The organism is Mycetocola sp. JXN-3, assembly GCF_014522285.1.
Lineage (GTDB): Bacteria > Actinomycetota > Actinomycetes > Actinomycetales > Microbacteriaceae > Mycetocola > Mycetocola saprophilus.
On the sequence record NZ_CP041635.1, the window covers coordinates 3,247,850 to 3,274,707 of the forward strand.

The window sequence follows — 26,858 nt, forward strand, 5'->3', positions numbered from 1 at the left end:
CATCCGCATGGGACGCACACACAAATAACGCGAGAACACACGCGCGACACAGCACCTCGCGATCAGCCCAACACCCGCACGGCACGCACACGCAAATAACGCGGGAACACACAACGGCCCCTCCCGAATCCAGGATTCGGGAGGGGCCGCCGTGGTGAACGCTAGTCCTGCGTGGCCCGGCGACGACGCAGCAGGAAGACTCCCGCTCCGGCGATCAGGGTGAGCAGTCCGAGGCCCGCGATCAGGGCGCTCGACTCGGGGGCACCGGTGGTGGCGATGCCGCCGCCCGGCTTGGTGATCGGCTTCCCGGTTACCGGGTCCACCGATCCGGGGCCACCGTTGCCGGTTCCCCCGTCTCCCGGGACCTGGGCGGGCAGGATCTCAAACGCCATCCGTGCATCCACGGCCGAGGTGGCACCGGTCACCACGATCTCGTGCTGGCCCACCTCCGCGCCCTTCGGCACGGTGAAGGAGAACACCAGTCCGCCGCGCGGGTCCGCGGTGGCGGTGCCCAGCGTGATCGGGTCGGAGTGCAGCACCACGGTGATCTTCTCCCCCGGAGCGAAGCCCTCACCGGTGATCTCCACCAGGTCACCCACGCGGGCGTTCTGGGCGTTGGAGCGCACCTGCGGGGTGTAGACCGGCGTGGTGGTGTTTTCCAGCACGGTCAGGGTTCCGCTGGCCGGGACAACCGAGGTCTCCCCCACCGCGGTGACTCCGAGCGCGCCCGCGGGCGTGTTCTTCGGCACGGTCACGGTGAGCGAAATCTCGCCCTCCGCGGTGGCGGTGGTCTCCCGGATGATGGCGGGATCGGCGGCCACGCTCACGCTAACCTTCTCATTCGGCGCGAAGCCCGCACCGGTGATGGTCGCCTCGGCGCCGGCGCGAACGCCGCCGGCCGGGGCCACCGCGATGGTCGGCGAGTACGGCACCTTGACCGGAGTCACCTCGGCGCTCAGGCGCAGCTGCTGCGTACCCGAGGCACCAAACACGGTGACCACAACCGGGTAGGTGCCCGGCTCGGTGAACGTGTGCTCGGCGGCGATGGTCGCGCTGCCGTCGGTGAAGGCACCCAGTTCCACATCCTGGATGTCCGATCCATCACCCCACTGAACGCGGGCCTTGGGTGCGATGGCCCCGGCGGCCTGGGTCACCGTGGCGAGGTCGGCGGAAACCTTCTCTCCGGCAACCACGGCGATGTCCTTGCCCACGGTCGCGGTGAAGGCGGTGTCCGCGGCGATGCCGTTGCCGGCGATCGCGAACACGTGCACCCGACCCTCAACACCCGGCTGACCGGGCTGAACCGGCAGGGTGATCGTCTGCACGGTCTTTCCCTCGGGGATCGAATACGGCACCGTGGAGAAGAAGAACGAGGGCACGTTGGACGGGTTGGGCCCGGCCAGACGATAGCTCGACTTCACCACCTCGATGTTGCCGTACAGCGGGGTCGCCTGCGAGTTTCCACCCTTGGTCCAGTCCGAGAGCTGCAGCGGAATGGTCTCGGTGGATCCGTCGGTGAAGGTGACCAGGGCCGTGGTGTCCTGGTTCTTCTCGGTGGCGGCACCGATGAAGGACAGCTTGGTCGCGCCCTCGCCCAGATTCGGGCGAATGACCTGACCGGCACCCGTGGCGTTATCCGGGGCACCCGCCGCGATCACCGGGATGGTGAAGCGCAGATCGGTGCCCGGGACGCCGTGTTCCACACCCTGGGTCAGGCCACCATCGGCGAGACCCTTGCGCGGGAACGAGATGCCCTTGGCATCACAGTTGGCGCCCACACCGTCATCGGCGATGCACTGGCTGTCGAAGGCCGCGCGCAGGCTGCCCGGCTCCAGGTAGTCCACCGTAATCGGAAGGCTCGTGGTGGCCGTGGATGTGCCGTCGGTGACGGTCACGGTGACCCGGTACTCACCGGGCTGGGCGTAGGTGTGCGAACCGGAAACCGGGTACACCCCGAGGGTCGGCGATCCCAGGGTGGCGGTGCCGGCGGCACTGCCATCGCCCCAGTTCACGCTGACCGCGTAGCCCTTCGCCTCGCCACCGCTGACGCCACCGAGGTTCAGCGTCTCGGCCACACCCGAACGCGCACCCAGTGCCTGTGCCGGCGATACAGTGAGCTTCGATCCCGATGCATCCGAGGCGTGAGCGAGCAGCTCCAGCTCGGCCAGGGCCACGCTGTCACCGCCCGAGGTCACGTTCAGGCGGAACTGAGCGAAGTTACCCGGCTGGGCAATCTTGAACGGCCGGGTCTGCAGCGCGGAGTCGAATTTCTGGTTCTGGCGGGTGTCCACCACGCTCCAGGTCTTGCCGTCGTTGCTGCCCTCCAGGGTCCACCCGGTCGGGGCGGTGGCCGCGGAGGTACCCGAGGTCAGCGTGTAGAAGCTCGGCGACTGAGCCGGCCCCTGGTAGGCCACGGTGATCTGCGGGGTCTTCGAGGCGAAGGACACCTGGCTGGCGGCGTTGTTGTCTACCAGGTTGGCGGTGTTCTCCCCGTCGCGGCTGGTGACGCGGGCGATCTTGGGATCGGCCGAGTCCAGCAGCGGCGAAGCCGGGTGTTCCCCGGTGCTCAGCGAGGGCGGTGCGTCCGCCTCGGCGGTGCCCCAGGCCGAGGGCTTGGAACCCATCACGAAGTCCAGCGTGCCGCCCTGGGCGAGCAGGTTGGAGTCGATCGAGGTGCTCGAGTACGCCTTCCCGTTTACCTTGAGCGACTGAACGTAGGTGTTCTGATCGGAGTTGTTCGGCGCGTTGATGACCAGGGTCTTGTCGCCGAGCTTGACAGTCGCCTTGGTGTAGAGCGGCGAGCCGATGGTCAGCTCGCTCGATCCGACCTGCAGCGGGTACAGGCCCAGGGCGCTGAAGAGGTACCAGGTCGACATTTCGCCGTTGTCCTCATCGCCGGGGTAACCCTGACCGATTTCCGAACCGGCGAAGCTGCGCTTGATCGCCTCGCGGGTGATCGCCTGAGCCTTGGCCGGGGCACCCACCGCGTTGTAGAGGAACGGAATGTGGTGCGAGACCTGGTTGGAGATTCCCCACTGACCGAAGCGGGCATCGCGTGCCTCGATCTCTTCGTGGATCGGTCCGGCCGAGGTCTCGGGGATCGAGAAGAAGTCATCCAGCTTCTTTTCCAGTCCCGCCCGGCCACCGTAGAGGGCGGCAAGGCCCGCCGGGTCCTGCGGCGCGTGGAACGCGAAGTTCCAGCCGTTGGTCTCGGTGTAGGGGCCCCACCAGGTGGTGGGGTCGTAGTTCTCCGGTGCCACCTGGAAGGTGCCATCGGCGTTGCGGGCCTGGAAGAAGTCCACCGCCGGGTCAAACATGTTGACGTAGGTGGTGGCGCGGTCGGTGAAGTACTCGGCCTCCTCGCGCAGCTGGGCGCGACGTTCCTCGGGGGTCGCGGGATCCTCGGCCAGGGCGGCGGCCATGTTGCCGATGCCGTAGTCGTTGATCATGCCCTCAAGACCCCACGAGACGCTCTCACCCTGGCTGGCCGGGGTGTAGCCGAGGAAGGTCGAGGTGCCCACCGACTTGCGGCCGGTCGAGCTCGAACCCGACACCACGGTCGCGTTCTTGACCGCCGCGTCGTAGGTGCCCAGCGGATCATCCAGCTTGACCCCGCGCAGGTAGGCGTCGGCAAACGCGACATCCGAGCTGGTGCCGGTCATGATGTCCGCGTATCCGGGCGAGGACCAGCGGGCAACCCAGCCGCCGGCACGGTACTGCTCCACGAATCCGTCCACGAGGTCCGCGGCCACATCCGGGTAGAGCATCGCGTAGGCGGGCCATACGGTGCGGTAGGTGTCCCAGAAACCGTTGTTGACATACATCTTGCCGTCGCGGATCTGCGCGTCGGTTTTGGTGTCGGTGGCGGTGCCGCTCTTGTTGTTGACCGGGCTCGCGTACTTGTACACGGGCTGCTCGGCGGTGCCGGTGTTCTCATGCTGCACGTTGGGGTACACGTTCAGGCGGTAAAGGTTCGAGTACAGCGAAACCAGTTCGGTCTCCGAGGCACCCTCCACGGTGATCGCGCTCAGGCGGTCGTTCCAGATCTTCTGAGCCGAGGCCCGCACCTGGTCGAAGGACCGGTTGCCGATCTCCAGGCCGAGGTTCTTGGTGGCCTGATCGAGGCTGATCAGCGAGGTAGCCATGCGCAGGGTCACGGTCTTAGCCTGGGAGGTGTCGAAGGCCGCAAACATCGTGGATCCCTGGGCACCCGGCGGGGTTCCCAGGCTGCGCGGGGTCTGGTCGAACTTGCCCGAGATGAACATGCGCGACTGGCCGACCCGGAAGCCCGAGCCATTATCCACCCAACCGGAAACGGTGCCATCGGCGGCGATGGTGAACTTCTGCTCGGCCTTGGGCGAGTCAAACACCACGTTGCCGTCGTTGCCGTCGAAGGTGAAGCGCATGACCATGCCGTGATCGGACGGGGTCATCTCGGCGGAAACCTTATTGTCGAGTTTCACGCCGTAGTAGTCGGGCTGAGCGGTTTCGTTCTCGTGCTTGAGGGTGGTCGAGCGCTGGCCCGGGTTGCCGTTAGGGGCACCCGCACCGGGCACCGGCATGACCGAGAACTGGTTGCGGTCGCCCATCCACGGGCTCGGCTGGTGCGAGATCGCCAGGCCCTGGAACGGGGTGCGGTTCTGCGCGTCGTTGCCCTGCTGGTACTGGTAGGTGCGCGAGGTTGCCCGCGCGTTGGTCACCGGAACCAGGAAGTTGAAGCCGTTGGGCACCGAGGTGATGGCCTCGTTGGATCCACGCGAGAAGCTGCCCGAGGAGTTGGTACCCCGTCGGGTGTCCACGTAGTGGGTGAGGCTGCTGCCGTCGATGGTGGCCGGGGTGGCCTCGATCTTCAGGTCATCCAGCCAGCCCGAGAACGCGGTGCTCGCGGTGGCTCCGGGGTTGTCATAGGAGAGCAGGAAGCGGTCGATGGTTTTGCCCTGGGCCACCCGGCCGAGGTCCACCCGGACCGAGTTCCACTGCTTGGGGTAGAGAATGTTGCCCGTGCCCTGACCCTGTGCGGTGGCCGCATATCCGTACTGGTCCTTGGCGGACAGGTCGGACAGGTAGGTGCCGTCGGTGAAGTGCAGGTCGACCGCGGTGTGGGTCGAGGGGTACTGCAGGTCGCCGCCGGTGAGTTCGGGGAAGAGCAGGTAGCTCAGTCGGCTGGTGTCGGTGACCGGGATCGAGACATCCTTATAGATCACGTTGGACGCATAGCCGCGGCCCTCGGCCGTGTGGGCACCCGAGTACTTGAGGGCGCGCACACCGGTGAAGCCGACGCGGGCCTTGATGTTGAACCCGTCCGAGGGGCCCGAGCCCACCTCGGTGTTAATCGGGGTCGCGACCGGGTTTTCGGGGATCGCCCCGGCCAGCAGGAAGTCGGCCAGCTGGATCAGCCCGCCGCTCTGGTTCGAGGCGATGTCGAGGCGGTACTTGCTGAAGGCCCCGGTGGTCTTGAGGGTGAACTCCTTGGCGACGCCGCGCTCGGAGGACTTCCAGGACTGGTCGGTCTGGGAATCCAGCTCGGTCCAGTCGGTGCCGTTATTGGAACCGAGGATGCGCCAGGTGCGCGGATCGCGCTCGGGGGCATCGTTGCCGGAGACCAGCTTGTAGGTGACCGCGGTCTGCGCGGTGGTGAAGGTGTAGTCCAGGGTTGCGGCGGTGGTGAAGGTCAGCCACTTGGTGCCCGCGTCGCCGTCGGCGGCGAATCGGGCGGCCTCGTTGGGGACGTTTTCGGCGCTCGCGGAAACCGAGCCCAGGGCCTTCATCAGGTCGGGGAGGCCGACACCCTGCACGTTCTTCTGCCAGGGCTTGCCGTCGCGCTGCTCGACGGTGCTGGAGAGCGCTGCCGGATCGGTGGCCTCAAACGAGCTGGCGAAGTTGGCTTCGGCGGGGGCCGCGCTCGCGGGGGCCGCGAAGAGCACCGGCGAGAATCCGCCCAGTACCAGCGCGGTGCCTACCCCCAGCGCGCCGAGGCGGCGCAGGGGGCGGGGGCGTGCGGATCGTTCCGCACCGAGGGGGTGACTAACATGACCTCGATCGGGCGCGGGAGTGCGCCCGTGCGCCGGAGGCGCGAGGGGATGGGACTGCTCCGACATGCTTGCCTTTCGTCATTGAAGGACCGGTTGGGAGGAACCCGCATCATGCGCACTGCATCGTTGCGTGGCACGGGTTGCGCCGAATCTATCGCGTCGGCCCAAAAAATGTCAACGTTGTCTTTTGGGGGACTCGGGCAAAATCCCCGCGATTACGGGGTAGAGATTCACAAGTTCGGGCATTAATCTCGCAATAACACCGGAATTTGCCGGACTGTGTTGCTAGGATCTGACATCGTTGACACAGCGTCGCGGATTCCGCGACCGACCCCCGAGGACATCCATGACGCCGCTCCCCCGCAGCACCCGCCCCACCATGAACGACGTGGCCAAACTGGCGGATGTAAGCCTGAAAACCGTGTCCCGCGTGGTCAACGGAACCGAGAGTGTGAGCGCGGCCAAGGCGGTACGCGTCGAGGCGGCCATCCGGGAACTCGGGTTCCGTCGAAATGAGCAGGCGCGGCAGCTGCGCCAGGGCACCACGGCCACGATTGGGCTGATCATCGAGGACCTTGCGGACCCGTTCTACTCCACCCTTGCCCGGGCCGTCGAGGAGGTGGCCCACGCGCACCATCACGCGCTGCTGGTGTCCTCCTCCGCCGAGGATCCGCGCCGAGCCGAGGCGCTGGTGCGCTCGCTCAGCGGACGCGGGATCGACGGGCTGATCATCACCCCCGCCGAGGGCATGGATCCGCGCGTGCTGGCGGCCGAGGGTGAAGCCGGCTGCTCGCTGGTGTTTGTGGACCGGCCGAGCGTGGATGTGGACGCCGATACGGTCCTGGTGGATAACCGCGGCGGGACCGCCGCCGGGGTCCGTCACCTGCTCGCCGCAGGTCACCGGCGGATCGCGTTTGTCGGCGACACCGCGAGTCTCTACACCGCCCAGGAGCGCCGCATCGGGTACCTGGAGGCGTTGGAAACCGCCGGGATCGAGCGCGATGACAACCTGGTGCTGATGGCCAACCCCGCGGCCCCCGAGTCCGGGGAAGCATTTTTGGCACTGCTGGATCGGGACAATCCGCCCACCGCGATCCTCTCCGGGAACAACCGGTGGAGCGTGCGCGTAGTGCGCCTGCTGCGCCAGCGCGGTGCCTCGATCGCCCTGGTCGGATTCGACGACTTCGAGCTTGCCGACGCCCTGGAACCGCCGGTCAGTGTGGTCGCGCAGGACCCGGCGGCGGTGGGCCGGCTGGCGGCCGAGCTGCTCTTTAGCCGGCTCGCCGGGGACACCGGACCGCGTCAGCACATTCAGCTCGGGGCCACCCTGATCCCGCGCGGCAGCGGGGAGCGCGCCCCGCGCTAGGTGCGTCGCACCCGAGATCGCGACATCCACCGGCGTTCTCCGGACCCGGTGATGCATCCTCGGCCGAAGCGCTCGCGCGCATGCACCGCAGGCACGCACGCAAAATGGCCGAGCCCCGAAGGGCCCGGCCACCGTGCGTGTGCGAACGTAATCTAGATGCGCTCGGCGATGTAGGTGCGCAGGAAGTCGGCGTCGCAGGGAATCTCCTCGACCCGCTGCGGGGCCTCCATCAGCGCCTTCGTCTCGGCCGACTGCTCGGGGGCGGACCCCAGGGCCTCGGCCACGATCTCGGGGAACTTGCGCGGCTTGGCGGTCTCCAGCACAAGCATCGGGATGCCCTCCTCGACGTGCGGCAGCGCAACCTTCGCGCCGTCGGCGGTGTGCGGATCCAGGGTGATGCCCGAGGACTCGGCAAACGAGCGGATGGTGTCGATCCGGTCGGCGTGGGTCGAGGTGCCGCTCACGAACCCGTACTCGGCCTCGAAGCGGGCCTGCTCGCCGCTGAGGTCGAAGAAGCCGTTGGTGGCGAGGTCCTTCCACGCGCCGGCGGTGCGCTCGGGGTCGCGACCGAAGAAGTCGAAGATGAAGCGCTCCAGGTTGGAGGCCTTGGAGACGTCCATCGAGGGGCTCGAGGTGGCCAGGGTTTCGGCCGAGGTGCGCGGGCGGTAGATGCCGGTGCGGAAGAAATCGTCCAGCACGTTGTTCTCGTTCGAGGCGAGCACCAGCTTGCGGATCGGCACACCGAGCAGCTTGGCGTAGTAGCCCGAGAGGATGTTGCCGAAGTTGCCCGAGGGCACCGCTACCGACACCTCGAAGCCCGCACGCTTCTCGGCATCCACGGCGTCGGTGGCGCGCAGCCAGGCCCACACGTAGTAGACGATCTGGGCGGAAATCCGACCAAAGTTGATCGAGTTGACCGCGCCCAGGTGGTGGGTGCGCTTGAAGTCGAGGTCTTCGGAGAGGGTCTTGACCAGGTGCTGGCAGTCGTCAAAGACGCCGGCCACGGCGAGGTTGTGCACGTTGGCGTCCTGCAGCGAGTACATCTGGGCCCGCTGGAAGGCGCTCATCCGGCCCAGCGGGGAGAGCATGAAGATCGAGATGCGCTCGCGCCCGCGGAACGCGTATTCGGCGGCGGATCCGGTGTCGCCCGAGGTGGCGCCGAGGATGTTCAGGCTGCTGCCGGTCTTGGCCAGCACATATTCCATGGCCTCGCCGAGGAACTGCATCGCCATGTCCTTGAATGCCAGCGTCGGCCCCTCGGACAGGCCCACCAGCGTCATGCCGCGGCCCAGGTCGGTCAGCGGGACGATCTCGGCGGCCTCAAACTTATCGGCGGCATAGGCCGCGTGGGTCAGCCGGGACAGGTCCTCGCGGGGAATATCGGTTGCGAACAGCCCGATCACCTCGGTGGCCAGGTCGGCGTAGCCGAGGCCGCGCCAGCTCTCCAGCGTCTCGGGAGAAACGGTGGGCACGGTTTCGGGGACGGCGAGACCGCCATCCGGGGCCAGGCCCTCAACCAGAACGTCGGAATACTGGCCAATGACGTGGCCGCGCGTCGAGATGTACTGCAATTCCGCGCCTTTCTCCTCGGGGATCATGAGAAATCCAGCCTACCGGGCGCGCCGGTGAGAAAAACACAGCATCCCGTGCACATTGGTGCGCACGGGATGCCGGTACCGCGCATCTGCGGAGGTTAGATTCCTGCGCGGGGCGACACGTGCCTCACCCCGCCACCGGTGCGACGCAGATGCGCGCGGTGCAGCGCAACAACAACCAGGGTGAGCACAATATTGGTCGCGATCATCACCAAGAGGATGATCCTAAACGCGGCCGCATAGGCGTCGCCCTGCCCGGGAATGCCCGCCGAGGTTGCATCGGCGAGAGCATGGTCGCCCAGGTTGGCAAAAATCAGCGCCGTGACGATTGCCGCAAACGCGGCGATCACCACGGCCTCGCTGCCGACCCTGACGAAGTTGAGGACGCCGGCCGCCGCCCCCGATCGGTGCGGGGGCACCTGGGCGAGGGCTTCGCCGTCCACGAGGCCGATGGTCATGCCGAATGCGGCCCCGATCAGGAACATGCCGGGAATCGCCCACCAGATTGCCACCTCGGGGGAGATCACCAGCAGCGCCGCATCGCCCACAAGCATCGCGATCAGGGCCACATAGATGATCCCCATCGGGGTGACCGCAGCGAAACGGTGAATGAGGCGAGATACCGCCAGCGGTGCCACCACGATGGGCACCATCATAAACAGCATGAACAGACCGGCCGAGGGGGCCGAGAGATCATAGATCGCCCCGAAGGCCACGGGCAGGTAGGTGCCGAGGGTGATCGCGCCGATCGCCGTCGCCACCGGAACGAGCGCGAGCGCCAGGAAGTGCGGGTTCCGCAGCACGCTGAAGTCGATGATTTTTCGGCCGGGTTCGGGGGCGTGCGAGATCCGCGGCAGGGCGCGACTGAACACGATCGCCAGCACCGTCACGATCCCGAACACGATAAAGACCCCGCGCCAGCCGAGCCAGCCGGTGAGCACCCCGGCGATCACTGGGCCGATTGCCGAGCCGATGCCGATGACCGTGCCAAAGATCGCAAAGTTGCGCGCGCGGGCGGCACCCTCCCAGGCATTCGACATCAGCGACGCCGACCCGGTGAACACGGCGGCACCACCGATGCCCGAGAGGATGCGGCCGATATCAAGAACCACGAGGTCCGGGGCTAGCGTGCTCACCAGGGAGCCCAGGGTGAAAAAGGCCAGGCCGATGATGACGGTGGCGCGATATCCCAGCCGGTCCGAGAGCACACCCCACACCAGGGTGAAGATCGCGAAGGAGGCGTTGAAGCCGTTCACCACCGATTGCAGCAGGAACGGGGAGGCCCCGAGATCACGGGCGATGGTGGGCAGCAGCACCCCCATGCCCGAGATGGCCAGCGGGACCACAAAGACCGCGAGCACGATCACCGGCATGGCCATTTTGGAGGGGGGTGTGTGGATGCTTCCTGTCACAGGAGGTCCTTTCATTGGGGAGGGTGGACACGGTGTGGACAGCCGACTCGGCGAGGTTCGAATCGTCGGGTGGATGAATTCTGTAATGCCCGCTATAGTTATAGCAGATTAATATAGTGACCACTACAGATTGGATGAGCATGACTCGTGGACGCACCCGTGCCTTTGACCTCGAGCAGGCCCTCGACCGCGCGGTCGATGTGTTCTGGCGACGCGGATACGAGGCAACCTCAATCGCCGAGCTCACCGAGGCCATGGGCATTAATCCCCCGAGCCTGTATGCGGCATTCGGAAATAAGCGCGCGCTCTTCGACCGAGTGGTGGAACGATACATGCGCTTCTCGGCCGCCAATCTCCAGGCCGCGGCGGCCCAGCCCACGGGACGGGCGGCGGCTCGGCAGATGCTGACAAGCGTGGTCTTCAGCGCCACCGACGAAGACCAGCCCACCGGATGCCTGCTGGTCCAGGGCGCGTTGACCGGCTCCGCCGACAGTATCGACGTGCAGGACGAACTGGCACGCCGTCGTGAGGAAGTCCGCCACGGAATGCAGCTTCGATTTGAGCAGGCACTCGACGATGGCGACTTCCCTCCGGGCACCGATCCGGCCAAACTCGCCCGCTACTACCTCACCGTGGCGACGGGGCTGACGGTCCAGGCCGCCAGCGGCATTGCCCGTGACGACCTGCTCGAGACCGTGGAGTTCGCGATGGCGGCCTTCCCCGACGCCACCACTACCGCGCCGGCCGAGGTGACCAGATGAGCGCGCGCCGGCTCGGATTTCTCTCGTTTGGTCACCATCAGAATGCCCGGGGTGCCTCCGCTCGGACGGCGGGTGAGGCGCTGACTCAGGGCATCGAGATCGCCGAGGGTGCGGAGGCACTCGGGCTCGACGGCGCCTGGAGCCGGGTGCACCACCTGCAGCGTCAGTTCTCCAGTCCGTGGAGCCTGCTCGCGGCCATCGCCGCACGCACGTCCCGGATCGAAATCGGCACCGCCGTCATCGACATGCGCTACGAAAACCCGCTGCTGATGGCCGAGCTGGCGGCCTCCGCGGATCTGATCGGGGGAGCCCGCCTCCAGCTCGGCCTCAGCCGCGGGTCACAGGAACCGGCGCTGCGTGGATACGAGCGCTTCGGTTTCCACCCGCGGGCGGGCCAGAGCGCCGCCGACATGGCTCGGGAGCACACGGAGACGTTCCGCGCAGCCATCGCCGGGGACCCCGTGGCCCACACCGACCCAGCCGAGACCGGCCGAAGCGCGCCGCTCTCGATCGAGCCGCACTCGCCCACGCTGAGTGAGCGAATCTGGTGGGGTTCGGCTACCCGGCAGAGTGCACAGTGGACCGGGGAACAGAACCTCAATCTCCTCAGCAGCACCCTGCTCTCCGAGGACACCGGGATTCCCTTCACCGAGCTTCAGGCCGAGCAGATCCGTACCTTCCACGCGGCGCGGATCGCCGCCGGTCACCCGGGAGCCCGGCGGGTAGCCGTGGTGCGCAGCATCCTCCCGATCCTCTCGCAGCGCGATGCCGACCTCTACGGGGGTGCCGCGGATTCATCCCGAGAGCAGGTCGGGGTTCTCGGCGGCGCGGTATCGCGTTTCGGGAAGAGCTATATCGGGGAACCGGATCGGATCATCGATGAACTCCTGCGAGATGAGGCCGTAATGAGCGCCGATACCCTGCTGGTGGCAATCCCCAACATCCTCGGCCCCGAGCACAATCTGCGCCTGCTCGAGGGTGTTCGTGACCATATCGCCCCGGCGATTGGTTGGACCCCGAGTGTCTGAGCGCACGGCAGCCACCGAGAGCATCCCGGTCAGGGGTGTGCGCAAGGCCACGGCCCAGGCGATGACCACGTCCGCGTTCACCATTCCGCAGGTGTCGGTCTGGACCGAGGTGGATGCCACCCGCACGATGGAATACGTCGCGCGGCTCCGGGCCGCACCCGACTATGCCGATGTCCGAGTCACCCCGCTGCTCGTGATCGCCCGGGCGGTGCTCTGGGCGCTACAGCGCACGCCGCTGATCAACGCGGCCTGGCGAGAGGGCCCCGATGGCGCAACGATCGAGGTCCCCGCGGGTGTCAACCTCGGTATCGCCGCGGCCACCCCCCGGGGGTTACTCGTTCCCAATATCAAGGACGCTCAGAACCTGTCCCTGCACGGACTGGCCGAAGCACTGGGCACGCTCACCACGGTTGCACGCTCGGGGCGGACAACGCCGGCCGACCAGCGTGGCGGAACGATCACGATCACCAACATCGGCGTCTTCGGCGTGGACGGCGCGACCCCGATGATCAATCCCGGCGAAACCGGGATCATCGCGGTGGGCACTATCCGACAGAAACCGTGGGTGGTGGACGGGGAGATCACGCCCCGCTGGGTCACCACGATTGCCGGAACCTTTGATCACCGGGTGGTGGATGGCGACGCCATGAGCCGATTCCTGGCGGATATCGCCGCGGTGATCGAGGACCCCGCGGTGCTGCTGGCCTAGCTAATGCAGGCAGGCCGAGGTTACGCCTGGGCGTCGGGTACGCGCAGATGCCTACCAGGCTGATGGAGGTTACGCCTGGGCGTCGGGAATGCGCAGATACCGACCAGGCTGGCCGAGGTTATGCCTTGGCGTCGGGGATCGAGTAGAACCAGGCCTGCATCTCCTGGCCGGGCTTGTTGGCGGCGTTCTTGTCCTTGATCAGCTGGTCCAGGTCGCGGTAGTCGCCGTCGAGGTTGTGCGAAACAAACGCGACCTCGGTGTGGCCGTTCACCTTCTTGACGCTGGACACGGTCATCACGTGGTCGGGACGGCCCTCGCCGGTCCACAGGAACACTCCGATGTCGCCGACCTTGAGCTTGTCGCGGTCGGCGAGGGTCAGCTTGGTGAGGCCCAGGGTCGAGGCGTCGTTGGTGAGCCACTTGTCCATGGTGGGCACGAAGCGCCACGACTCGGTCGAGGAGGCCACGTTTACGCCGGGGCTGTTCCACTGCGGGTTCTGCTTCCAGCCGCGGGCGATCAGGCCCTGGCTGGTGAAGTTGGCGCAGTCTCCACCGCCGGCGTTCATGTCGCCCCACTGCGCGGTGTTGTAGTTGTTCCAGTGCTTGAAGAGGTAGGCCATCTGACGGTCCACGTCGGTCTTCACGTCGTAGCTGTACTCGGCGCTACCCGCGGCAGCGGTCTGACCCACCAGGGCGGTGACCGGAACCTTGCCCACCACGTAGTTGAACGAGGAGGGCACGGTGACCTCGATGGTGGTGTCGTTTTTGACGGTGATGTCGCCGGCGTCCACGGTACCGAAATGCACGTTGGTGACGCCCTTGAGGTTTTCACCGGTCAGGGTCAGGGTGGTGCCACCGGAGAGACCACCCTCGGTGCTGGAGAGCTTGGTCAGCGCGGGCTTGCCGGTGCCGGCATCGGCGCTGGTGTTGCTGCTGGGGGCGGCAGATCCGCCGGTGGAGGGTTCCGATGCGGCGCACCCGGCGAGGGTGGCGGCGAGCAGGCCGCTCAAAACGAGGGCGGGGAGACGAGTGCGCACGGGGACCTTCCAAAACACAAATACAGACAATATGTCGAGACCTCATCCTAAGCGCGCGTGCCTGGGAAATCGGCACAAAAATCGGCGGGCCGGGATCGAAGGTTACGACGCGAGGATCCCGCCGGGTAGCCCGGGCGGCGCACACGCGAGAGAATGGGGGCGTGGGGAATTCCGTTTCCCCGTGTGCTGTTGCTCCTTCACAGCACACCCCGTACGACAAGTGCCCGTTTTGGGCAGAGGAAGCCGTCTCCCATGACCCTGAACCATCCGATCGACGATGCCGAGGCCGCCCGCCTCGCTGCCGACTTCCCGGCCCTGGATCAGGAGGTGAACGGTCACCGCCTGGCGTATCTGGACTCCGGCGCGACCTCGCAAAAACCCACCGCCGTACTCGATGCCGAGCGCGACTTCTACGAGCACCACAACGCCGCCGTGCACCGCGGCGCCCACACCCTGGCCGCCCTGGCGACCGAGCGGTTCGAAGATGCCCGGGCCAAGGTTGCCGGATTCATCGGGGCCGATATCGACGAGGTGGTGTGGACCAGCGGTGCCACCGAGGCGCTGAACCTGATCGCCTACGGCATCTCCAACGCCAGCGCGAGCCTCGGCGGCGAGGAAGCTAAGCGTTTCGCGATCGGGGCCGGAGACGTGATCGTCACCACCGAGGGTGAGCACCACGCCAACCTCATCCCCTGGCAGGAGCTGGCTGCCCGCACCGGCGCGACCCTGCGGGTGATCCCGATCCTGGACGACGCCACCCTCGACATGGAGGCTGCCGCCGCGCTGATCACCCCCGAGGTGAAGCTGGTCGCGTTCACCCATGTGTCCAACGTTTCTGCGGTGATCAACCCGGTTTCCGAGCTGGTCGCCCTGGCCCGCGCCGCGGACGCCCTGGTGGTGCTGGACGCCTGCCAGTCGGTTCCGCATATGGGGGTGAACGTCCGCGAGCTGGACGTGGACTTTGCCGCGTTCTCGGGCCACAAGATGCTCGGTCCCACCGGCATCGGTGTGCTCTATGGCCGCTCCGAGCTGCTGAACGCCCTGCCGCCGTTCCTCACCGGCGGCTCGATGATCACCACCGCGACCCTGGAAAAGGCCGAGTATCTGCCCGCCCCGCAGCGCTTTGAGGCGGGAACCCAGCAGGTCGCGCAGGCGATCGGGCTGGCCGCCGCGATCGACTATCTCGATGTCGTGGGACTGGACCGGATCCACGAGCGCGAGGCCGAGCTGGGCGCACGCATGTATCGCGGGGCCGCGGCAATCCCGGGCATCCGGGTCCTCGGCCCGAGCGAGGCCGCGCTGCGTTCGGGCGTGGTCGCGCTGGATGTCGAGGGGGTGCACGCGCACGATGTGGGCCAGTATCTGGATGATCGCGGCATCGCGATCCGCGTGGGTCACCACTGCGCCCAGCCGCTGCACCGCCGTCTGGGCGTCACCGCCTCGACCCGGATCAGCCCCTACTTCTACAACACCACCGCCGAAATCGACGCGGTGATCGAGGCCCTGGGCGAGGTCCGCGCCTACTTCGGCCTCGCCGACTAATCCCGTTTTACTCCCCCACTCAGATTTAGAAACTGGAGCTGCCATCATGGGCTCACCCGAACTCGCCTCCCTCTACCAGCAGGTCATCCTGGAGGCATCCAAGCAGAAGCACGGCTTCGGCCTGCGCCCCGAGGATCACCCCAGCAACCACCAGCTGAACCCCACCTGCGGGGATGAGATCACCCTGCAGCTGGTCACCGACGCCTCGGGGGAAACCGTGGAGAAGCTCGCCTGGGAGGGCCAGGGCTGCTCGATTTCGATGGCCTCGGCCTCGCTGCTGACCGACCTGACCGCGGGTCTGCCGGTGGCCGAACTGCCCGAGCGGATCGGCCTGTTCCGCGAACTGATGCAGTCTAAGGGTGCCGGGATCGAGGACGACGAACCCCTCGGGGACGCCGCCGCCCTCGAGGGTGTCTCGCGCTACATCGCCCGGGTGAAGTGCGCGATGCTCGCCTGGACCGCGCTCGAGGGCGCGATGATGGAGAGCGCGGCCAAGTAGGCGGAGCGTGCGCCCGGCGGTCCGCGGCGGCTGACACCTGAACGTCTAGACCGCTGGGCCGCTGGGCCGCGCAGATGCCTAACGCAGGTGGTTTCGACCTGGCAATGCCCTGGGAGGCGTGCGGCATTGCCCCCATCCGGACCCGATCCCGGAAATAGTTGTAGCGACAATCTATTTCCGATCGAAGGAGCCCGTTTTGACCCCGTCGACCACCTCGTCCCTTGGCCTGGCACTGCTGCGCGTTGCGCTCGGTGTCGTCTTTTTCGCCCACGGCTGGCAGAAACTCACCGAGTTCACCCTCGCCGGCACCACCGAAGCGTTCCGCGGCATGGGGGTACCGCTGCCCGAGCTGGTGGGCCCAGCCGTGGCGATCCTGGAGATTGTTGGGGGTGTCGCGCTGATCCTCGGTCTGGCGACCCGGATCGTCGCCGGACTCCTGGTGCTCGACATGCTCGGTGCCCTGTTCCTGGTGCACGCCTCGGCGGGCATCTTCGTGGACGCGGGAGGCTTTGAGCTGGTCCTCGCCCTCGCCGCCGGTGCCGCCGCCCTAGCCCTGACCGGCCCCGGCACCTTCTCGGCCGACCACCTGGTGCGCGGCCTGCGTCGCGGCCGCTCATCCACCGCGACGGCCTAGTCGCTCCGCTTCATGGAACTGCCCGGGGTCGCGTAGCGCGACCCCGGGCAGTGTCTATTCCGCGGCGCTAGCGTCCCATGCCGGGAACGGACGAAACACCCCGGGCAACCGATACGCATACCCCTGCTCATCACGATCAGTCGTGTCCCACGGCGCACCCGCAGCATTTTCAGCATCACGCCGCTCAGCGACCGCCATCAGCAGGGCATATTGGTCACCCCAATACACCGCAGACATCCCCGTAAGCGAGAGTTCGCCCGGACGCTCCTTCGCTTCAAACCAAAAACCATCCGGAGTAGTCGCCGTAATTCTCGGGACCCCATTTTGACGCTTTCCACCGGTTACGCTCCAGCCTTTCGCGCGCCAAGAGTCCACGATCTTGGCAAACACGGTGCTTAGGTCATCGTCGCTAAGAAAAATCCTATTTGTGCCAAAGTAGTAGCTGTTCTCCCGTGTATCTCCCTCTAGATCAGCCCCACGAGCGAAACCCTGATCAGGTACAACCTCCGACGAAGTCCCGCCCTCACGCCACTCACCGGGATAGATCTCCTTCTGAAGCTCGGCAAAGCGCTCATTCAACTCCTGATACTGCCCACTTGCACGCTGATATTGCTCCTTCAGAGACAGGGCCAGTGCTTGCTGCTCCGTCACCCCGGAATGATCAGAGGCCGGAACCGGCACCTGAACCGCGCACCCCGACAACACCAGAACACCCAACAGCGCCCCCGCGCTCCACCCCCGGACCTGCATCAGCCCAACATCGCCTTACTGACCCGCCGCGTCCCATGCCGGGAACGGACGAAACACCCCGGGCAACCGATACGTATATCCCTGATCATCCCGATCCGTTGTGTCCCACGGAGCACCCGCAGCATTTTCAGCATCACGACGCTCAGCTGCCGCCACAAGTAAGGCATACTGGTCGCCCCAGTACACCGCAGACATCCCCGTAAGCTCTAGCGCTCCAGGACTTCCCTTCGCCTCAAACCAAAAACCATCCGGAGTAGTCGCCGTGATCCGCGGCCGACCACTCTGCCTCTTCCCATCGGTCACCTCCCACCCCTTCGCCTTCCACGACCGGGCAATTTCCGCAAAAGCGGGACTCAAATCGTCCTCGGTGATATACATCCGAAAAACATTGAAGTAGTAACTGTTTTCCCGGTTATCACCCTTCAGAGAATCCCCCCGCGTGAACCCCTGCCCCGGGACAACTTCCGAATTCGATCCACCCTCACGCCACTCACCGGGATAGATATCCTTCTGAAGCTCAGCAAACCGCTCATTCAGCTCCTGATACTGCCCACCAGCACGCTGATACTGCTCCTTGAGAGTCATGGACTTCACCTCGCTTTCAGTAATTCCAGATGAATCTGTGATTGGCTCTTGAGTCGTGCATCCCGTAAGCATGAGCATCACGACACAGGCCGTGATGCTCACGGTGAGGGTGCGCTGAGCCCTCGCTATTTTTCTGCCCATGTTCCCCTCATGATTTCGTTCAGTTTTCCTACGGTGCTCGAATCGGGATTAAGATAGCCAACTTCATCCGCCGCTGCGGTCCCGTCGAGGTTATCTGCCAACCACTGTGCCTCGGGCGAACCGGACCAATCGATGGGGTTCACCAGATTGTGCATGGTCACCGCCTTCCCGTCCTCGGTTTCTTCCGAGGAGAATTCGTGAGCACCTTCCAGGTCTCGCGGATCGACCCGCGGTTCATACCAACCGCCGCCGTCACCCCCGGGCGGACGGAACTGGACATAGCGTCCAAGGGTCTGCGCAATATTGTCGCCATCTGCATGGGTCGCATGGATCTCATCAACCCCCAGCTGATCGGCCGTCGTACCGTATTTCAAACCCGCTGATCCGAGCGTAACGTAGGCGTTCACGTGCGCATCGGTGCGTTTGAGGGCTTCGGCAAGGACGTTGGTGCCGTAGGAGTGTCCAATCCCGACCAGACGATTGACCGGGTTGCCGGCACGCTGAGCGGTAATACCATCCAGGAACGACGCAAGACGCGGAGCGCCCGCATCGGCGCGGTTTTGGACCGTCTCTTCAAGCATATTTGGCGCGTGATACCCAATCCACGTCACCATCGCCGTGTTTGAGGTCGCCCCTCGACGAATCGCATTGAACGCATCAAAGGCATCACTCATCTCACGGACGTTGGACATCATCCCGGAAACAAACACGCCGACCGTGGACGCTTCATCCATGTTGCCCATTGAGATGCCGGCCGTCATAGCACCGTCATGCCGACCAAGTGAGACTAGTTGGATGGTTTCCCCCGGCGCGACTCTTGCTTGAGCCAGGTTCAACGATTTCCGGATCGCTTCCAAATCCTTTTTGAAGTCCTCAAGTGATCGTTCGCCTTCTTTGAAGCCCATCCGCCGGTAGGCCTCGCGGAGGTTGAGAGTTTCCCCATCCACATGGCACGCACTAAGCGGATCGAGGGCATAGTCGAGGGCGTAGCGTCCGGCCTGATCCATGACCGTGAACGGGATGCCGTTCAGGGACGCAAGCTCGAAGGACTTCGACCGAATAAACTCATCGGCGTTAAACCCCGTCGACCCCGAGAGGAACGACCAGGTAGCGGCCACCTGCGCGGGCGTTAGGTTCTTATCCAGAAGTAACGTCTGAAGCCCCCTCGCCCCCGTCACGGCAACGGTCCCGGCCAGGGTGATCTCGAAATCGGAAAGGCTCCCCGAACCGGCGTTTTCAAACGCGGCGGCCACGGCCTCGATCCAGCTCGCATCGGCCTGATCCTCCGACAGCAACATCTTGGTCGCCGCCGGGGTACTCACCACCCCTAACGGCCCCAGGAGCACGACCCCACAAACCGTGACCAGGCATTATTCACCCGGGTAAACTCCGACTCCATCGCGGTGTTTCCCGCCCGCGACTGCGTGACAAACCTTCGCAGTCGTTCGGGATCAGCGGAGCTTCTTCCCTCGGCAGACGCGGCAGCCGTCCGGGTCCGCGATCTCACGGAGGCGAACGTGGAAATCGTCGGCGGCGCAATCGGGTATTCCGAGGGCCGAGGATCCAGCAGCCCCTCGCTCAACGGCACCGGCATGACCAGCCCAAACGAGGTGGTGTTTGCCTCCCGCCGAGCGGCATCTCGCGCCTTCCACTCGGAAAGCTTCTTCAGCCGGTCGCGCTCCTGCTGTGCTTTAGTCTTTGCGTCACGCACCTGATCCGCGAGCGCGTTAAACGCTCCTGCCAGCCCGCCTCGGTCCTCCGACTCGCTCGTGCCGGCCTCGGTGAACAGGGTCGCGTACCCGCCGGAAAAGTCGACCACGGCATCTTCCACCGAGCCACGGCGCTGTGCACCCTGACCGCGAAGGATCGTGGCCGCCGATGTGGCGGACTCGATCAACATATCCGCGGCACCGTTTTCGAATGCAATCGGCATCGCTTTCACCCCCAAAAGCAGTGATGAAAGCGCCCTCTTGCGTCCTGCAACAGGTCCTGACGCCTCCCCCGGGGCAAAAGTACCCCCCCGCATCCTGCCTCGCTACCGACGGGTGCAACAAAAAGATGATCCCCTGTCGGAACACCTGTTTGCTATAAGGATTGCTATGTGTGCTGCCCGACCCGGCACCCGAGTAGAGTGGTGGGGTTCGTCGCGGCCAGGCCGCCGCATTCCCCGCTTCATGTTTCGGAGACCAACGATGTCCTCTCCCCTTACCCGCCCGAACCCGATTCCGCGTCGCCCGCTGCGTTTAGGCGTCCTGGGTGCCGCACGGATCGCCTCCCGCTCGCTGATTCCGGCCGCACAGACCGCCGGCGATGTGCTGGTCGCCGTGGCCGCCCGCGATCCCCGGCGTGCCCGCGACTATGCGGCCGAACACGGGTTCCTCCGCGCCGAAAACGACTATGCGGCGCTGCTACGTTCCCCGGACATCGAGGCCATCTACGTCCCGCTGGTGAACTCCGAGCACGCCGAGTGGGCGGCCCGGGCCCTCGACGCAGGCAAGCACGTGCTGGTGGAGAAGCCGATCGCCGCCAACTCCGCCCAGCTGGAATCCCTCGCCGCGCGAGCTTCCGGATCGGGCCTGGTGCTGGCCGAGGCGTTCCACTATGCAATGCACCCGCTCTGGCTGCGGGTGCACGAGGTGCTGGCCTCGGGCGAGCTGGGTCGGATTCAGAGTGTCACGATCCGCTCGGAGATCCCCGCCCCCGACGATGCGGACCCGCGCTGGAGCCTGGGCCTCGCCGGCGGCAGCGTCATGGATGTGGGCTGCTATGCGCTGCACGCCGCCGAAAACCTGGGTTCACACTTTGGTGGCTCCCCGCGCCTGATCGGTGCCACCGCGCTGGGCCGCCCCGAGGATGCCGAGGTGGATCGCTCACTCACCGCCAACCTCGCCTTCCCCGACGGCACCCCGGTGCGCATCACCTCCTCGATGGACGCCGCGGACATGGAGTTCTCGCTGCGCATCGTCGGCAGCGCCGGAGTCCTGGAGGCCCCCGATTTTGTGCTGCCGCAGCTGGATGACCGCCTGCTGATCGGCCCGCTGGACGCCCCGCGCACCGAGCACCTCGGCACCGTCCCCTCCTTCGACTATCAGCTGGATGCCTTCCGGGCGGCCGTGCGCGGGCATGCGGCCTTCCCGGTGAGCGTCGCCGAGTCCGTGCGCACCCTCGCCCTGATCGACGCCGCCTACCGAGCGGCCGGACTCGCCCCGCGCCCGGGCGACCCCGTGGGCGCGCGGGTCTAACCCGGCGGGCGGGCGGACCTAGCCGGGCCTAGCCGCGGGAGACCTCCCCGGCGAAGCCGTGCTCCAGCCCGGTGGGGAACCCCACGGTCACGCGCGCCTCGGGCACGCCCGGGGCCACGCAGCACACCCCGGATTCGGGCAGGATCAGCTCGACCCGGCCGGCCGCCTCATGATCACCCGCGATCGCCGCGACCACCGAACGCACCTGCTCATAACCGGTGGCCAGCAGGAAGGTCGGCGCGCGACCGTAGCTCTTCATCCCCACGATGTAGACCCCGGTTTCGGGCTGCGCCAGAATCTCCGCGCCGTGCGGTTCGACGGTCCCACACGAGTGGTGGTTCGGGTCGATCAGCGGTGCGAGCCGCGCGGGGGCCTCGACCACCGGATCCAGATCCAGCCGCACCTCGCGCAGCATGTCGAGGTCGGGACGGAACCCGGTGGCCGCGGCGATCGCGTCCACCACGATCTCGGTGGAGCCGCCCGCCTTGACCTTCACCCGGCCGGCGGGGGTCGCCCCCAGCGAGTGAATCGCGAAGTCGCGCAGCAGCGAGATTCGTCCGGAGTCCACGGCCGCGCGCAGCCGGGTGCCCAGCGCGCCCCGGGCGGGCAGCTCATCGGCGTCGCCGCCACCGCAGAGGCGCTGCGGGGAGTGTCCGCGAATCGCCCAGAAAATCTCTGTGCCCGGCGCCGATTCGGCCAGCTCCACCAGTGCCAGCAGGGTATTGGCGGCCGAGTGGCCGAGCCCCACCACGAGGGTGGATCGCCCGGCAAACCGGGCACGGTCGCGGCCCAGCACGTCGGGCAGCGCCCCCACCAGCCACGGCGCGCACGCAGCTTCCCCGGCTGCCGGGTATCCACTGGCACCCAGCGGATTGGGGGTGGACCAGGTGCCCGAGGCGTCGATGATCGCGGCCGCCGCCACCTCCTCGATCCCGCCCGAAGTTTCGACCCGCACGAACAGCGGATGACGCTCGCGCCCCACCGTCCGGGTCTTGTCGATCCCCCGGCGTCCCACCCCGACCACCCGCGCACCATAGCGAATATGCGGGGAGATTTCCGGGGCGGTGGCCAGCGGCTGAACGTACTCACGAACGAGCTCGGCGCCGGTGGGCACGCGCGCGGGATCCGGGGCCACCCATCCGCGCGGCTCCAGCAGGGCCCGCGCCGCCGCATCGGTGTTGAACCCCCAGGGGGAGAACAGCGAGACGTGCCCCCACTCGCGGATCGCGGCCCCGGCGAATGCCCCGGCTTCCAGCACCAGGGGGCGGAGTCCGCGGGTTACCAGGTGGGCGGCGGCGGCCAGACCGATCGGCCCGGCACCAATCACGATAACGGGCAGCTTGGGATCGGAAGAGGGAGTGGACATGGCAATTCCTTTCATGCAGGTTGACAGGTATTAACAGTAAAGACTGTTAATAGAAGTCGCAACATGTAATACTGGAATCATGTCCCTCACGCCCCTGGAACTCCAGCCGCTACCCCGTGAATCCGGGGAAGACGCCGCCGCCCGTGCCCACGCCCTCGCGCCGCTCATGCGTGCCCTGGGCGACCCCAACCGGCTACACCTGGTGCTCCTCCTGGCCGACGGCCCGCTGACCGTCCGCGAACTCACCGATGCCTCCGGCCTCAGCCAGACGCTCGTCAGCCACCACCTCGCGCCGCTGCGGGAGCTCGACCTGGTCACCGTCACCCCGCGCGGCCGCGCCAACGTCTACGAGCTGTGCTGTGAAGCCCTGGCCACCCCGGTGCGCCTGCTGGCGAGTATCGCCGCCTCGACGCCCGAGGGGCGTGAAGCCTGCTGCGCGGTGGATACCGCGAGCTAGCCGCACGCCCCTCGAATTCGAGTTTTTCCCGCGCTACTTCACCGCGCCCGAGGTCAGCCCGGCCACCAGGCCGCGCTGCAGGAATACCGCGGCGGCAAAGACCGGCGCGACCCCCACCAGGGAGGCGGCGGCGAGCTGCCCGAAGTCCTGCACCTTATCGCCGAGTAGCAGCGAGAGGATCACCGGAACCGTCTGCGAGTCCGGCCCCTGGGTGAGGAAGAGCGCCAGCAGGAACTCGTTGTAGTTGAGCACCGCGACCACCACCCCCACGGCGATCAGCGCCGGAGTCAGCAGCGGCAGAACGACACGGAACAGGATGCGCAGCGTGCCCGCACCATCGAGCGCCGCCGCCTCCTCGATCTCCAGCGGAACCTTCTTCACAAACCCCTGCAACAGGAACACCGCCAGACCCGTATTGGCCAGCGCGTAGACGACGGCCAGACCCACCAGCGTGTTGTTGAGTCCGAGGATGCGCAGCAGCGTGAACAGCGGAATCACCGCGACGATCGGCGGCAGCAACCAGGGTGCCAGGATGCTCGCGGTCAGGGTCTTTCCGCCGGTCTGGTGGCGCACCATCGCCCAGGCCGCCGGCAGCGCGAACGCCAGGGTAATCAACGCCCCAAAGCCCGCGGCGATCACCGAGTTGAGGATCGCCCGCGGCAGCCCCGAGGTGGTCAGCGCGGCCTCCCAGTTGCCCCAGGCCGGGGCCGAGGGCAGCAGGTGTCCGGCGGCCACATCCGCGCGCCCCATGAACGAGAGCGAGAACAGATACAGCAGCGGGATCAGAGTCAGCGCGAGACTGATCCCCAGCACGGTGGCCGCAACCGGGAAGCGGCGGCCGGAGGTCCGGGGGCGTGCTGTCCGACGGAGCGCGGGGGTGCCCGCGGGAGCGGTATCGGGCCCGCGGGTGAGTGTCGCGCTAGTCATTGCCAAACCTCCGGGAAATCAGGATGATCGGGGTCGTGATCACGGTGATGACCACGGCCAGGATCAGCGTCAAGGCGGCCGCCTGGCCCACATCCGAGTGCTGCAGGGCCGCCTGGTAGATCTGATACGCGGGCATCGTGGTGGCCTGGCCGGGCCCACCCGAGGTCATCACATAGATCAGGTCAAAGACCTTGAAGGCCAGCACCAGGCGCACCAGGAACGCGGCGGCGATGGTCGCGGCGATCGCCGGCAGGGTGATCTCCCGGAACAGTCGCCAACCGTGGGCTCCATCGAGGGCTGCGGCCTCGGACACCTCGGGATCCCGACCGAGCAGCGCGGCGAAAACCAGCAGCGCGATCAGCGGCGTCCACTCCCAGATGTCCGCGATGCCCACCCCGGCGAGCGCCAGGTCGGGATTGGCGAGGATCGAGAGTGGTTCACCCCGGTAGCCGAAGGTGCGCAGCAGCGTATCGATCAGGCCGCCCGAGGGACTAAAGATCAGCTTCCAGAGGATTCCCACCACCACCGGCGGGGTGATCAGCGGCAGGAGCAGCAGGGTGCGCACCAGCGATCCGGCGCGCACGGCCCCGGCGAGCGCCAGGGCCACGATCACCCCAAACACCACGCTCAGCACCGCGACGGCCAGCGCATAGCCGACCGAGCGGATCAGCGAGCCGATCACATCGTCGTTGGTCAGCGCCGAGGTCACGTTATCGCCGCCCACAAACTCCTGGAACGGACGCCCGAGTGAGGAGCGGCTGAAGGCCGCGAGCAGGATAAACACCAGCGGAAACGCGCCCAGCACGATGACGGCGAGGCCGGCGGGGGCCACCAGTCCCGCCCGCACCAGGCGGGTACGCGGACCCTCGCCGGGCAGGCGCGGGCGCCGGCCACGGGCGGATCGATCAGAGCGGCGCGGCCTGGCGAGGCCTTCGGCTCCGGCGGCTCCGGCGACCGGGGCGGTAGCGGCGCGGTCATCGGTGATCCGAGCACCGGCAACCCGGATACCGTCGGTCGGGGAACCGGAAACCCCGGGTTCTCCTCCCGCGGCGGTCCCGGCGCGGGCGGACTCCGTGTTGGAGTCCGCGGCTGCAACGGCGGAAGCCGCCGACCCGGTTTCGGGGTCGACGGCGTCCAGCGTGGGGGTGTTATTTCCCAAGGAGGGACTCCCACTTGGTCTGCACCCGGTCGAGGGTTTCCTTGGCGGTGCCCCCGGTGCCGGCGAGCAGCTTGGCCAGCTCATCGGTCAGGGTCTGCGCGAGCTCGGTGGCCTTGGGGCCGGTGGGCCAGGCGAGGGCACCGTCGAGGGTTGCGCGGTTGACGCGCTGGATCTCCGGGTACTTCTCGCCGTAGGTGGCATCCTCGAGCGAGGACTTGCGGTTGGGGTCGATCCCGGTGGTCGGGATCGCGGTCAGCAGCGCGGCGTTGACCTTCTCCGAGGAGGCCCAGATGATGAAGTCCTCGGCGAGCTTGGTCTTCTTGGTGTTGGCGGCCACGACCCAGCTGAAGCCGGCCACCAGCGAGGCGCGCGACTTCTCGCCGGCCTTTTCGGTGGGCAGGAACGTAACGCCCCACTTATCGGCGATCGCCGGGGTGTTCTGGGAGTTCACGCCGGTGTCGGTCCAGTTCTCGATGAAGCCCACCTTGCCCGAGTACCAGGCGTTGTTGCCGGCACCGAAGTCGGTTTCGGCCGGGGTCGGCAGGGCGAAGTTGTTGACATCCACCAGGGCCTGGGCGGCCTTCACGGCCTCGGGCGAGTTGATCGCGGGCTTGCCGTTCTTGTCCAGGAACTCCCCGCCGAAGCCGGCGAGACGGTTGGCGAAGCTGGCACCGAGGATCAGCGGCGACTTCTGCCCGAAGACCGCGGCCCCGTAGGTGCCCGACTTACCCTCGTTGGCGGTGATGGTCTTCACGTCTTCGAGGTACTCGTCCCAGGTGGCGGGCGGCTCGGTGATGTTGTTCCGGGCCAGGATGTCCTTGTTGTAGAAGAGCACGTGGGTGTCGCCGTCAAAGGGCAGACCGTAGCGCTTGCCATCCACCAGGGAGTAGGGGTCGTAGATCGAGGGGATGAAGTCGTCGGGCTTGATCTCGGCGGCACGGTCCTTGATCACGCCGGTGAGGTCCTTGATCGCCCCGTCCTGGGCGAGCGAGCCCAGCGAGACGTACCAGGGGGCGGCGGCGTCGATCGTGTTGGCACCCGACTGCTGGTCGAGGGCGAGCTTGGACCCGATCTCGTCATAGGGCACGATGACCGGGTTGATCTTGACCCCGGTCTCCTTCTCATACTCGGTCTTCAGCCACTCGGCCGCGCCCTTATGCGAGGAGATCAGCAGGACCGTGAGCGACTTATCGCCGGCCTGCGAGTTATCGTCGGCGCTGGCACCGGCCGCGCACCCGCTCAGCGCAAGGGCGGCGACGCTCAGGCCGGCCACGAGACCGGTGACGCGGCCGAGGCGGCGGCGTGGGGTGGAGAAGAATGACATGGGGTTCCTTTGGGCGGGGATGGCGGGGAGTCTGGCAACCCGATTCGGGGCCTCTGAGTTGCGTTGCGTCACGCTAGCATCGGCGCTCCCCGGGCCGCGCCCACCCGCGTCATGATCCGACGCGTCCGGTAACACTGCGTTATGTAAGGCGCGCATGGCGCGTGAATTCGCGCGCGCGGGAACGCGTGAGCGCGCGCGAATGTCCCCGTGTTACGAAAGCCGGGCGCCCACCCCGGCCGCGCTGTTAGCGTTCCCCCACGGCAGTTTTTCTCCCCACCGATCAAAGGATCCAC

20 protein-coding genes and 1 pseudogene are annotated in these 26,858 nt (G+C 66.7%); 9 read left to right on the forward strand and 12 right to left on the reverse strand.

Going from position 1 to position 26,858, the window contains the following annotated elements; translation table 11 throughout:
* Nucleotides 1–161: 161 nt before the first annotated feature.
* A complete protein-coding gene (locus C7C57_RS14755; RefSeq protein WP_187976993.1) occupies nt 162–6,098 on the reverse strand; it encodes a GH92 family glycosyl hydrolase in 5,937 nt (1,978 codons plus the stop codon).
* Between the two features lie 280 nt (nt 6,099–6,378).
* Between C7C57_RS14755 and C7C57_RS14760 the strand changes: the two genes are divergently transcribed.
* A complete protein-coding gene (locus tag C7C57_RS14760) occupies nt 6,379–7,398 on the forward strand; it encodes a LacI family DNA-binding transcriptional regulator (protein ID WP_030149387.1) in 1,020 nt (339 codons plus the stop codon).
* Between the two features lie 152 nt (nt 7,399–7,550).
* Here the strand turns inward: C7C57_RS14760 and thrC are convergent, their stop codons facing one another.
* Together thrC and C7C57_RS14770 are read right to left on the reverse strand one after the other, a co-directional pair.
* Entirely contained in the window at nt 7,551–8,969 is a 1,419-nt protein-coding gene (gene thrC / locus C7C57_RS14765) for a threonine synthase (RefSeq protein WP_187978416.1), read from the reverse strand.
* 122 nt (nt 8,970–9,091) lie between these two features.
* Entirely contained in the window at nt 9,092–10,366 is a 1,275-nt protein-coding gene (locus C7C57_RS14770; RefSeq protein WP_187976994.1) for an MFS transporter, read from the reverse strand.
* Between the two features lie 155 nt (nt 10,367–10,521).
* Between C7C57_RS14770 and C7C57_RS14775 the strand changes: the two genes are divergently transcribed.
* The 3 genes and pseudogenes from C7C57_RS14775 to C7C57_RS14785 form a co-directional block, all read left to right on the forward strand.
* On the forward strand, nt 10,522–11,166 hold the full coding sequence (locus C7C57_RS14775; RefSeq protein WP_255505715.1) for a TetR/AcrR family transcriptional regulator: 645 nt from the start codon (nt 10,522–10,524) through the stop codon (nt 11,164–11,166).
* Nucleotides 11,163–12,194, forward strand: coding sequence for an LLM class flavin-dependent oxidoreductase (locus C7C57_RS14780; protein WP_187976995.1), 1,032 nt, complete (start codon nt 11,163–11,165; stop codon nt 12,192–12,194). Before C7C57_RS14775 ends, C7C57_RS14780 begins: the two co-directional genes overlap by 4 nt.
* A gap of 7 nt (nt 12,195–12,201) precedes the next feature.
* A pseudogene (locus tag C7C57_RS14785) lies at nt 12,202–12,903 on the forward strand (dihydrolipoamide acetyltransferase family protein); the annotation flags it as partial.
* A gap of 118 nt (nt 12,904–13,021) precedes the next feature.
* Here the strand turns inward: C7C57_RS14785 and C7C57_RS14790 are convergent.
* The gene (locus C7C57_RS14790; RefSeq protein ID WP_187976996.1) at nt 13,022–13,939 is read right to left on the reverse strand and encodes an amidase domain-containing protein; all 918 of its coding nucleotides are present in this window, start codon (nt 13,937–13,939) and stop codon (nt 13,022–13,024) included.
* A gap of 252 nt (nt 13,940–14,191) precedes the next feature.
* On the opposite strand from C7C57_RS14790, the gene C7C57_RS14795 reads away from it, so the two are divergent.
* The 3 genes from C7C57_RS14795 (at nt 14,192) to C7C57_RS14805 (ending at nt 16,614) form a co-directional block, all read left to right on the forward strand.
* A complete protein-coding gene (locus C7C57_RS14795) occupies nt 14,192–15,481 on the forward strand; it encodes an aminotransferase class V-fold PLP-dependent enzyme (RefSeq protein ID WP_187976997.1) in 1,290 nt (429 codons plus the stop codon).
* 46 nt (nt 15,482–15,527) lie between these two features.
* Nucleotides 15,528–15,980 carry a Fe-S cluster assembly sulfur transfer protein SufU gene (gene sufU / locus C7C57_RS14800; protein WP_030149378.1) on the forward strand — a complete coding sequence of 151 codons (453 nt, stop codon included), beginning with the start codon at nt 15,528–15,530 and terminating at the stop codon, nt 15,978–15,980.
* A 196-nt stretch (nt 15,981–16,176) separates the two neighbouring features.
* Nucleotides 16,177–16,614, forward strand: coding sequence for a DoxX family protein (locus C7C57_RS14805; RefSeq protein ID WP_187976998.1), 438 nt, complete (start codon nt 16,177–16,179; stop codon nt 16,612–16,614).
* Nucleotides 16,615–16,668: 54 nt separating this feature from the next.
* Here the strand turns inward: C7C57_RS14805 and C7C57_RS14810 are convergent, their stop codons facing one another.
* From C7C57_RS14810 to C7C57_RS14825, 4 genes are all read right to left on the reverse strand, one after another.
* Nucleotides 16,669–17,265: a hypothetical protein gene (locus C7C57_RS14810; RefSeq protein ID WP_187976999.1), complete on the reverse strand. Its 597-nt coding sequence runs from the start codon at nt 17,263–17,265 to the stop codon at nt 16,669–16,671.
* A 114-nt stretch (nt 17,266–17,379) separates the two neighbouring features.
* Nucleotides 17,380–17,949 carry a hypothetical protein gene (locus C7C57_RS14815; protein ID WP_187977000.1) on the reverse strand — a complete coding sequence of 190 codons (570 nt, stop codon included), beginning with the start codon at nt 17,947–17,949 and terminating at the stop codon, nt 17,380–17,382.
* A 125-nt stretch (nt 17,950–18,074) separates the two neighbouring features.
* Nucleotides 18,075–19,412: an alpha/beta hydrolase gene (locus tag C7C57_RS14820; RefSeq protein WP_187977001.1), complete on the reverse strand. Its 1,338-nt coding sequence runs from the start codon at nt 19,410–19,412 to the stop codon at nt 18,075–18,077.
* Between the two features lie 5 nt (nt 19,413–19,417).
* Nucleotides 19,418–20,023 (reverse strand): hypothetical protein, encoded by a 606-nt coding sequence (locus tag C7C57_RS14825; protein ID WP_187976692.1) that lies wholly within the window; start codon nt 20,021–20,023, stop codon nt 19,418–19,420.
* A gap of 259 nt (nt 20,024–20,282) precedes the next feature.
* Here C7C57_RS14825 and C7C57_RS14830 point away from each other — a divergent pair, with 259 nt between their 5' ends.
* Nucleotides 20,283–21,332 (forward strand): Gfo/Idh/MocA family protein, encoded by a 1,050-nt coding sequence (locus tag C7C57_RS14830; protein WP_187977002.1) that lies wholly within the window; start codon nt 20,283–20,285, stop codon nt 21,330–21,332.
* Between the two features lie 28 nt (nt 21,333–21,360).
* Here the strand turns inward: C7C57_RS14830 and C7C57_RS14835 are convergent, their stop codons facing one another.
* The gene (locus C7C57_RS14835; protein ID WP_187977003.1) at nt 21,361–22,698 is read right to left on the reverse strand and encodes an FAD-dependent oxidoreductase; all 1,338 of its coding nucleotides are present in this window, start codon (nt 22,696–22,698) and stop codon (nt 21,361–21,363) included.
* A gap of 79 nt (nt 22,699–22,777) precedes the next feature.
* Between C7C57_RS14835 and C7C57_RS14840 the strand changes: the two genes are divergently transcribed.
* Nucleotides 22,778–23,155 carry a helix-turn-helix transcriptional regulator gene (locus C7C57_RS14840; RefSeq protein ID WP_187977004.1) on the forward strand — a complete coding sequence of 126 codons (378 nt, stop codon included), beginning with the start codon at nt 22,778–22,780 and terminating at the stop codon, nt 23,153–23,155.
* A gap of 33 nt (nt 23,156–23,188) precedes the next feature.
* Here the strand turns inward: C7C57_RS14840 and C7C57_RS14845 are convergent, their stop codons facing one another.
* From C7C57_RS14845 to C7C57_RS14855, 3 genes are read right to left on the reverse strand one after another with little or no spacing between them, the layout of a single operon-like run.
* Complete coding sequence (locus C7C57_RS14845; RefSeq protein WP_187977005.1) at nt 23,189–24,082, reverse strand: carbohydrate ABC transporter permease; 894 nt, start codon at nt 24,080–24,082, stop codon at nt 23,189–23,191.
* Entirely contained in the window at nt 24,075–25,241 is a 1,167-nt protein-coding gene (locus tag C7C57_RS14850; protein WP_255505716.1) for a carbohydrate ABC transporter permease, read from the reverse strand. The genes C7C57_RS14845 and C7C57_RS14850 overlap by 8 nt, the downstream gene beginning before the upstream one ends.
* A complete protein-coding gene (locus C7C57_RS14855; RefSeq protein WP_051702032.1) occupies nt 25,231–26,565 on the reverse strand; it encodes an ABC transporter substrate-binding protein in 1,335 nt (444 codons plus the stop codon). The genes C7C57_RS14850 and C7C57_RS14855 overlap by 11 nt, the downstream gene beginning before the upstream one ends.
* Between the last annotated feature and the right edge of the window lie 293 nt (nt 26,566–26,858).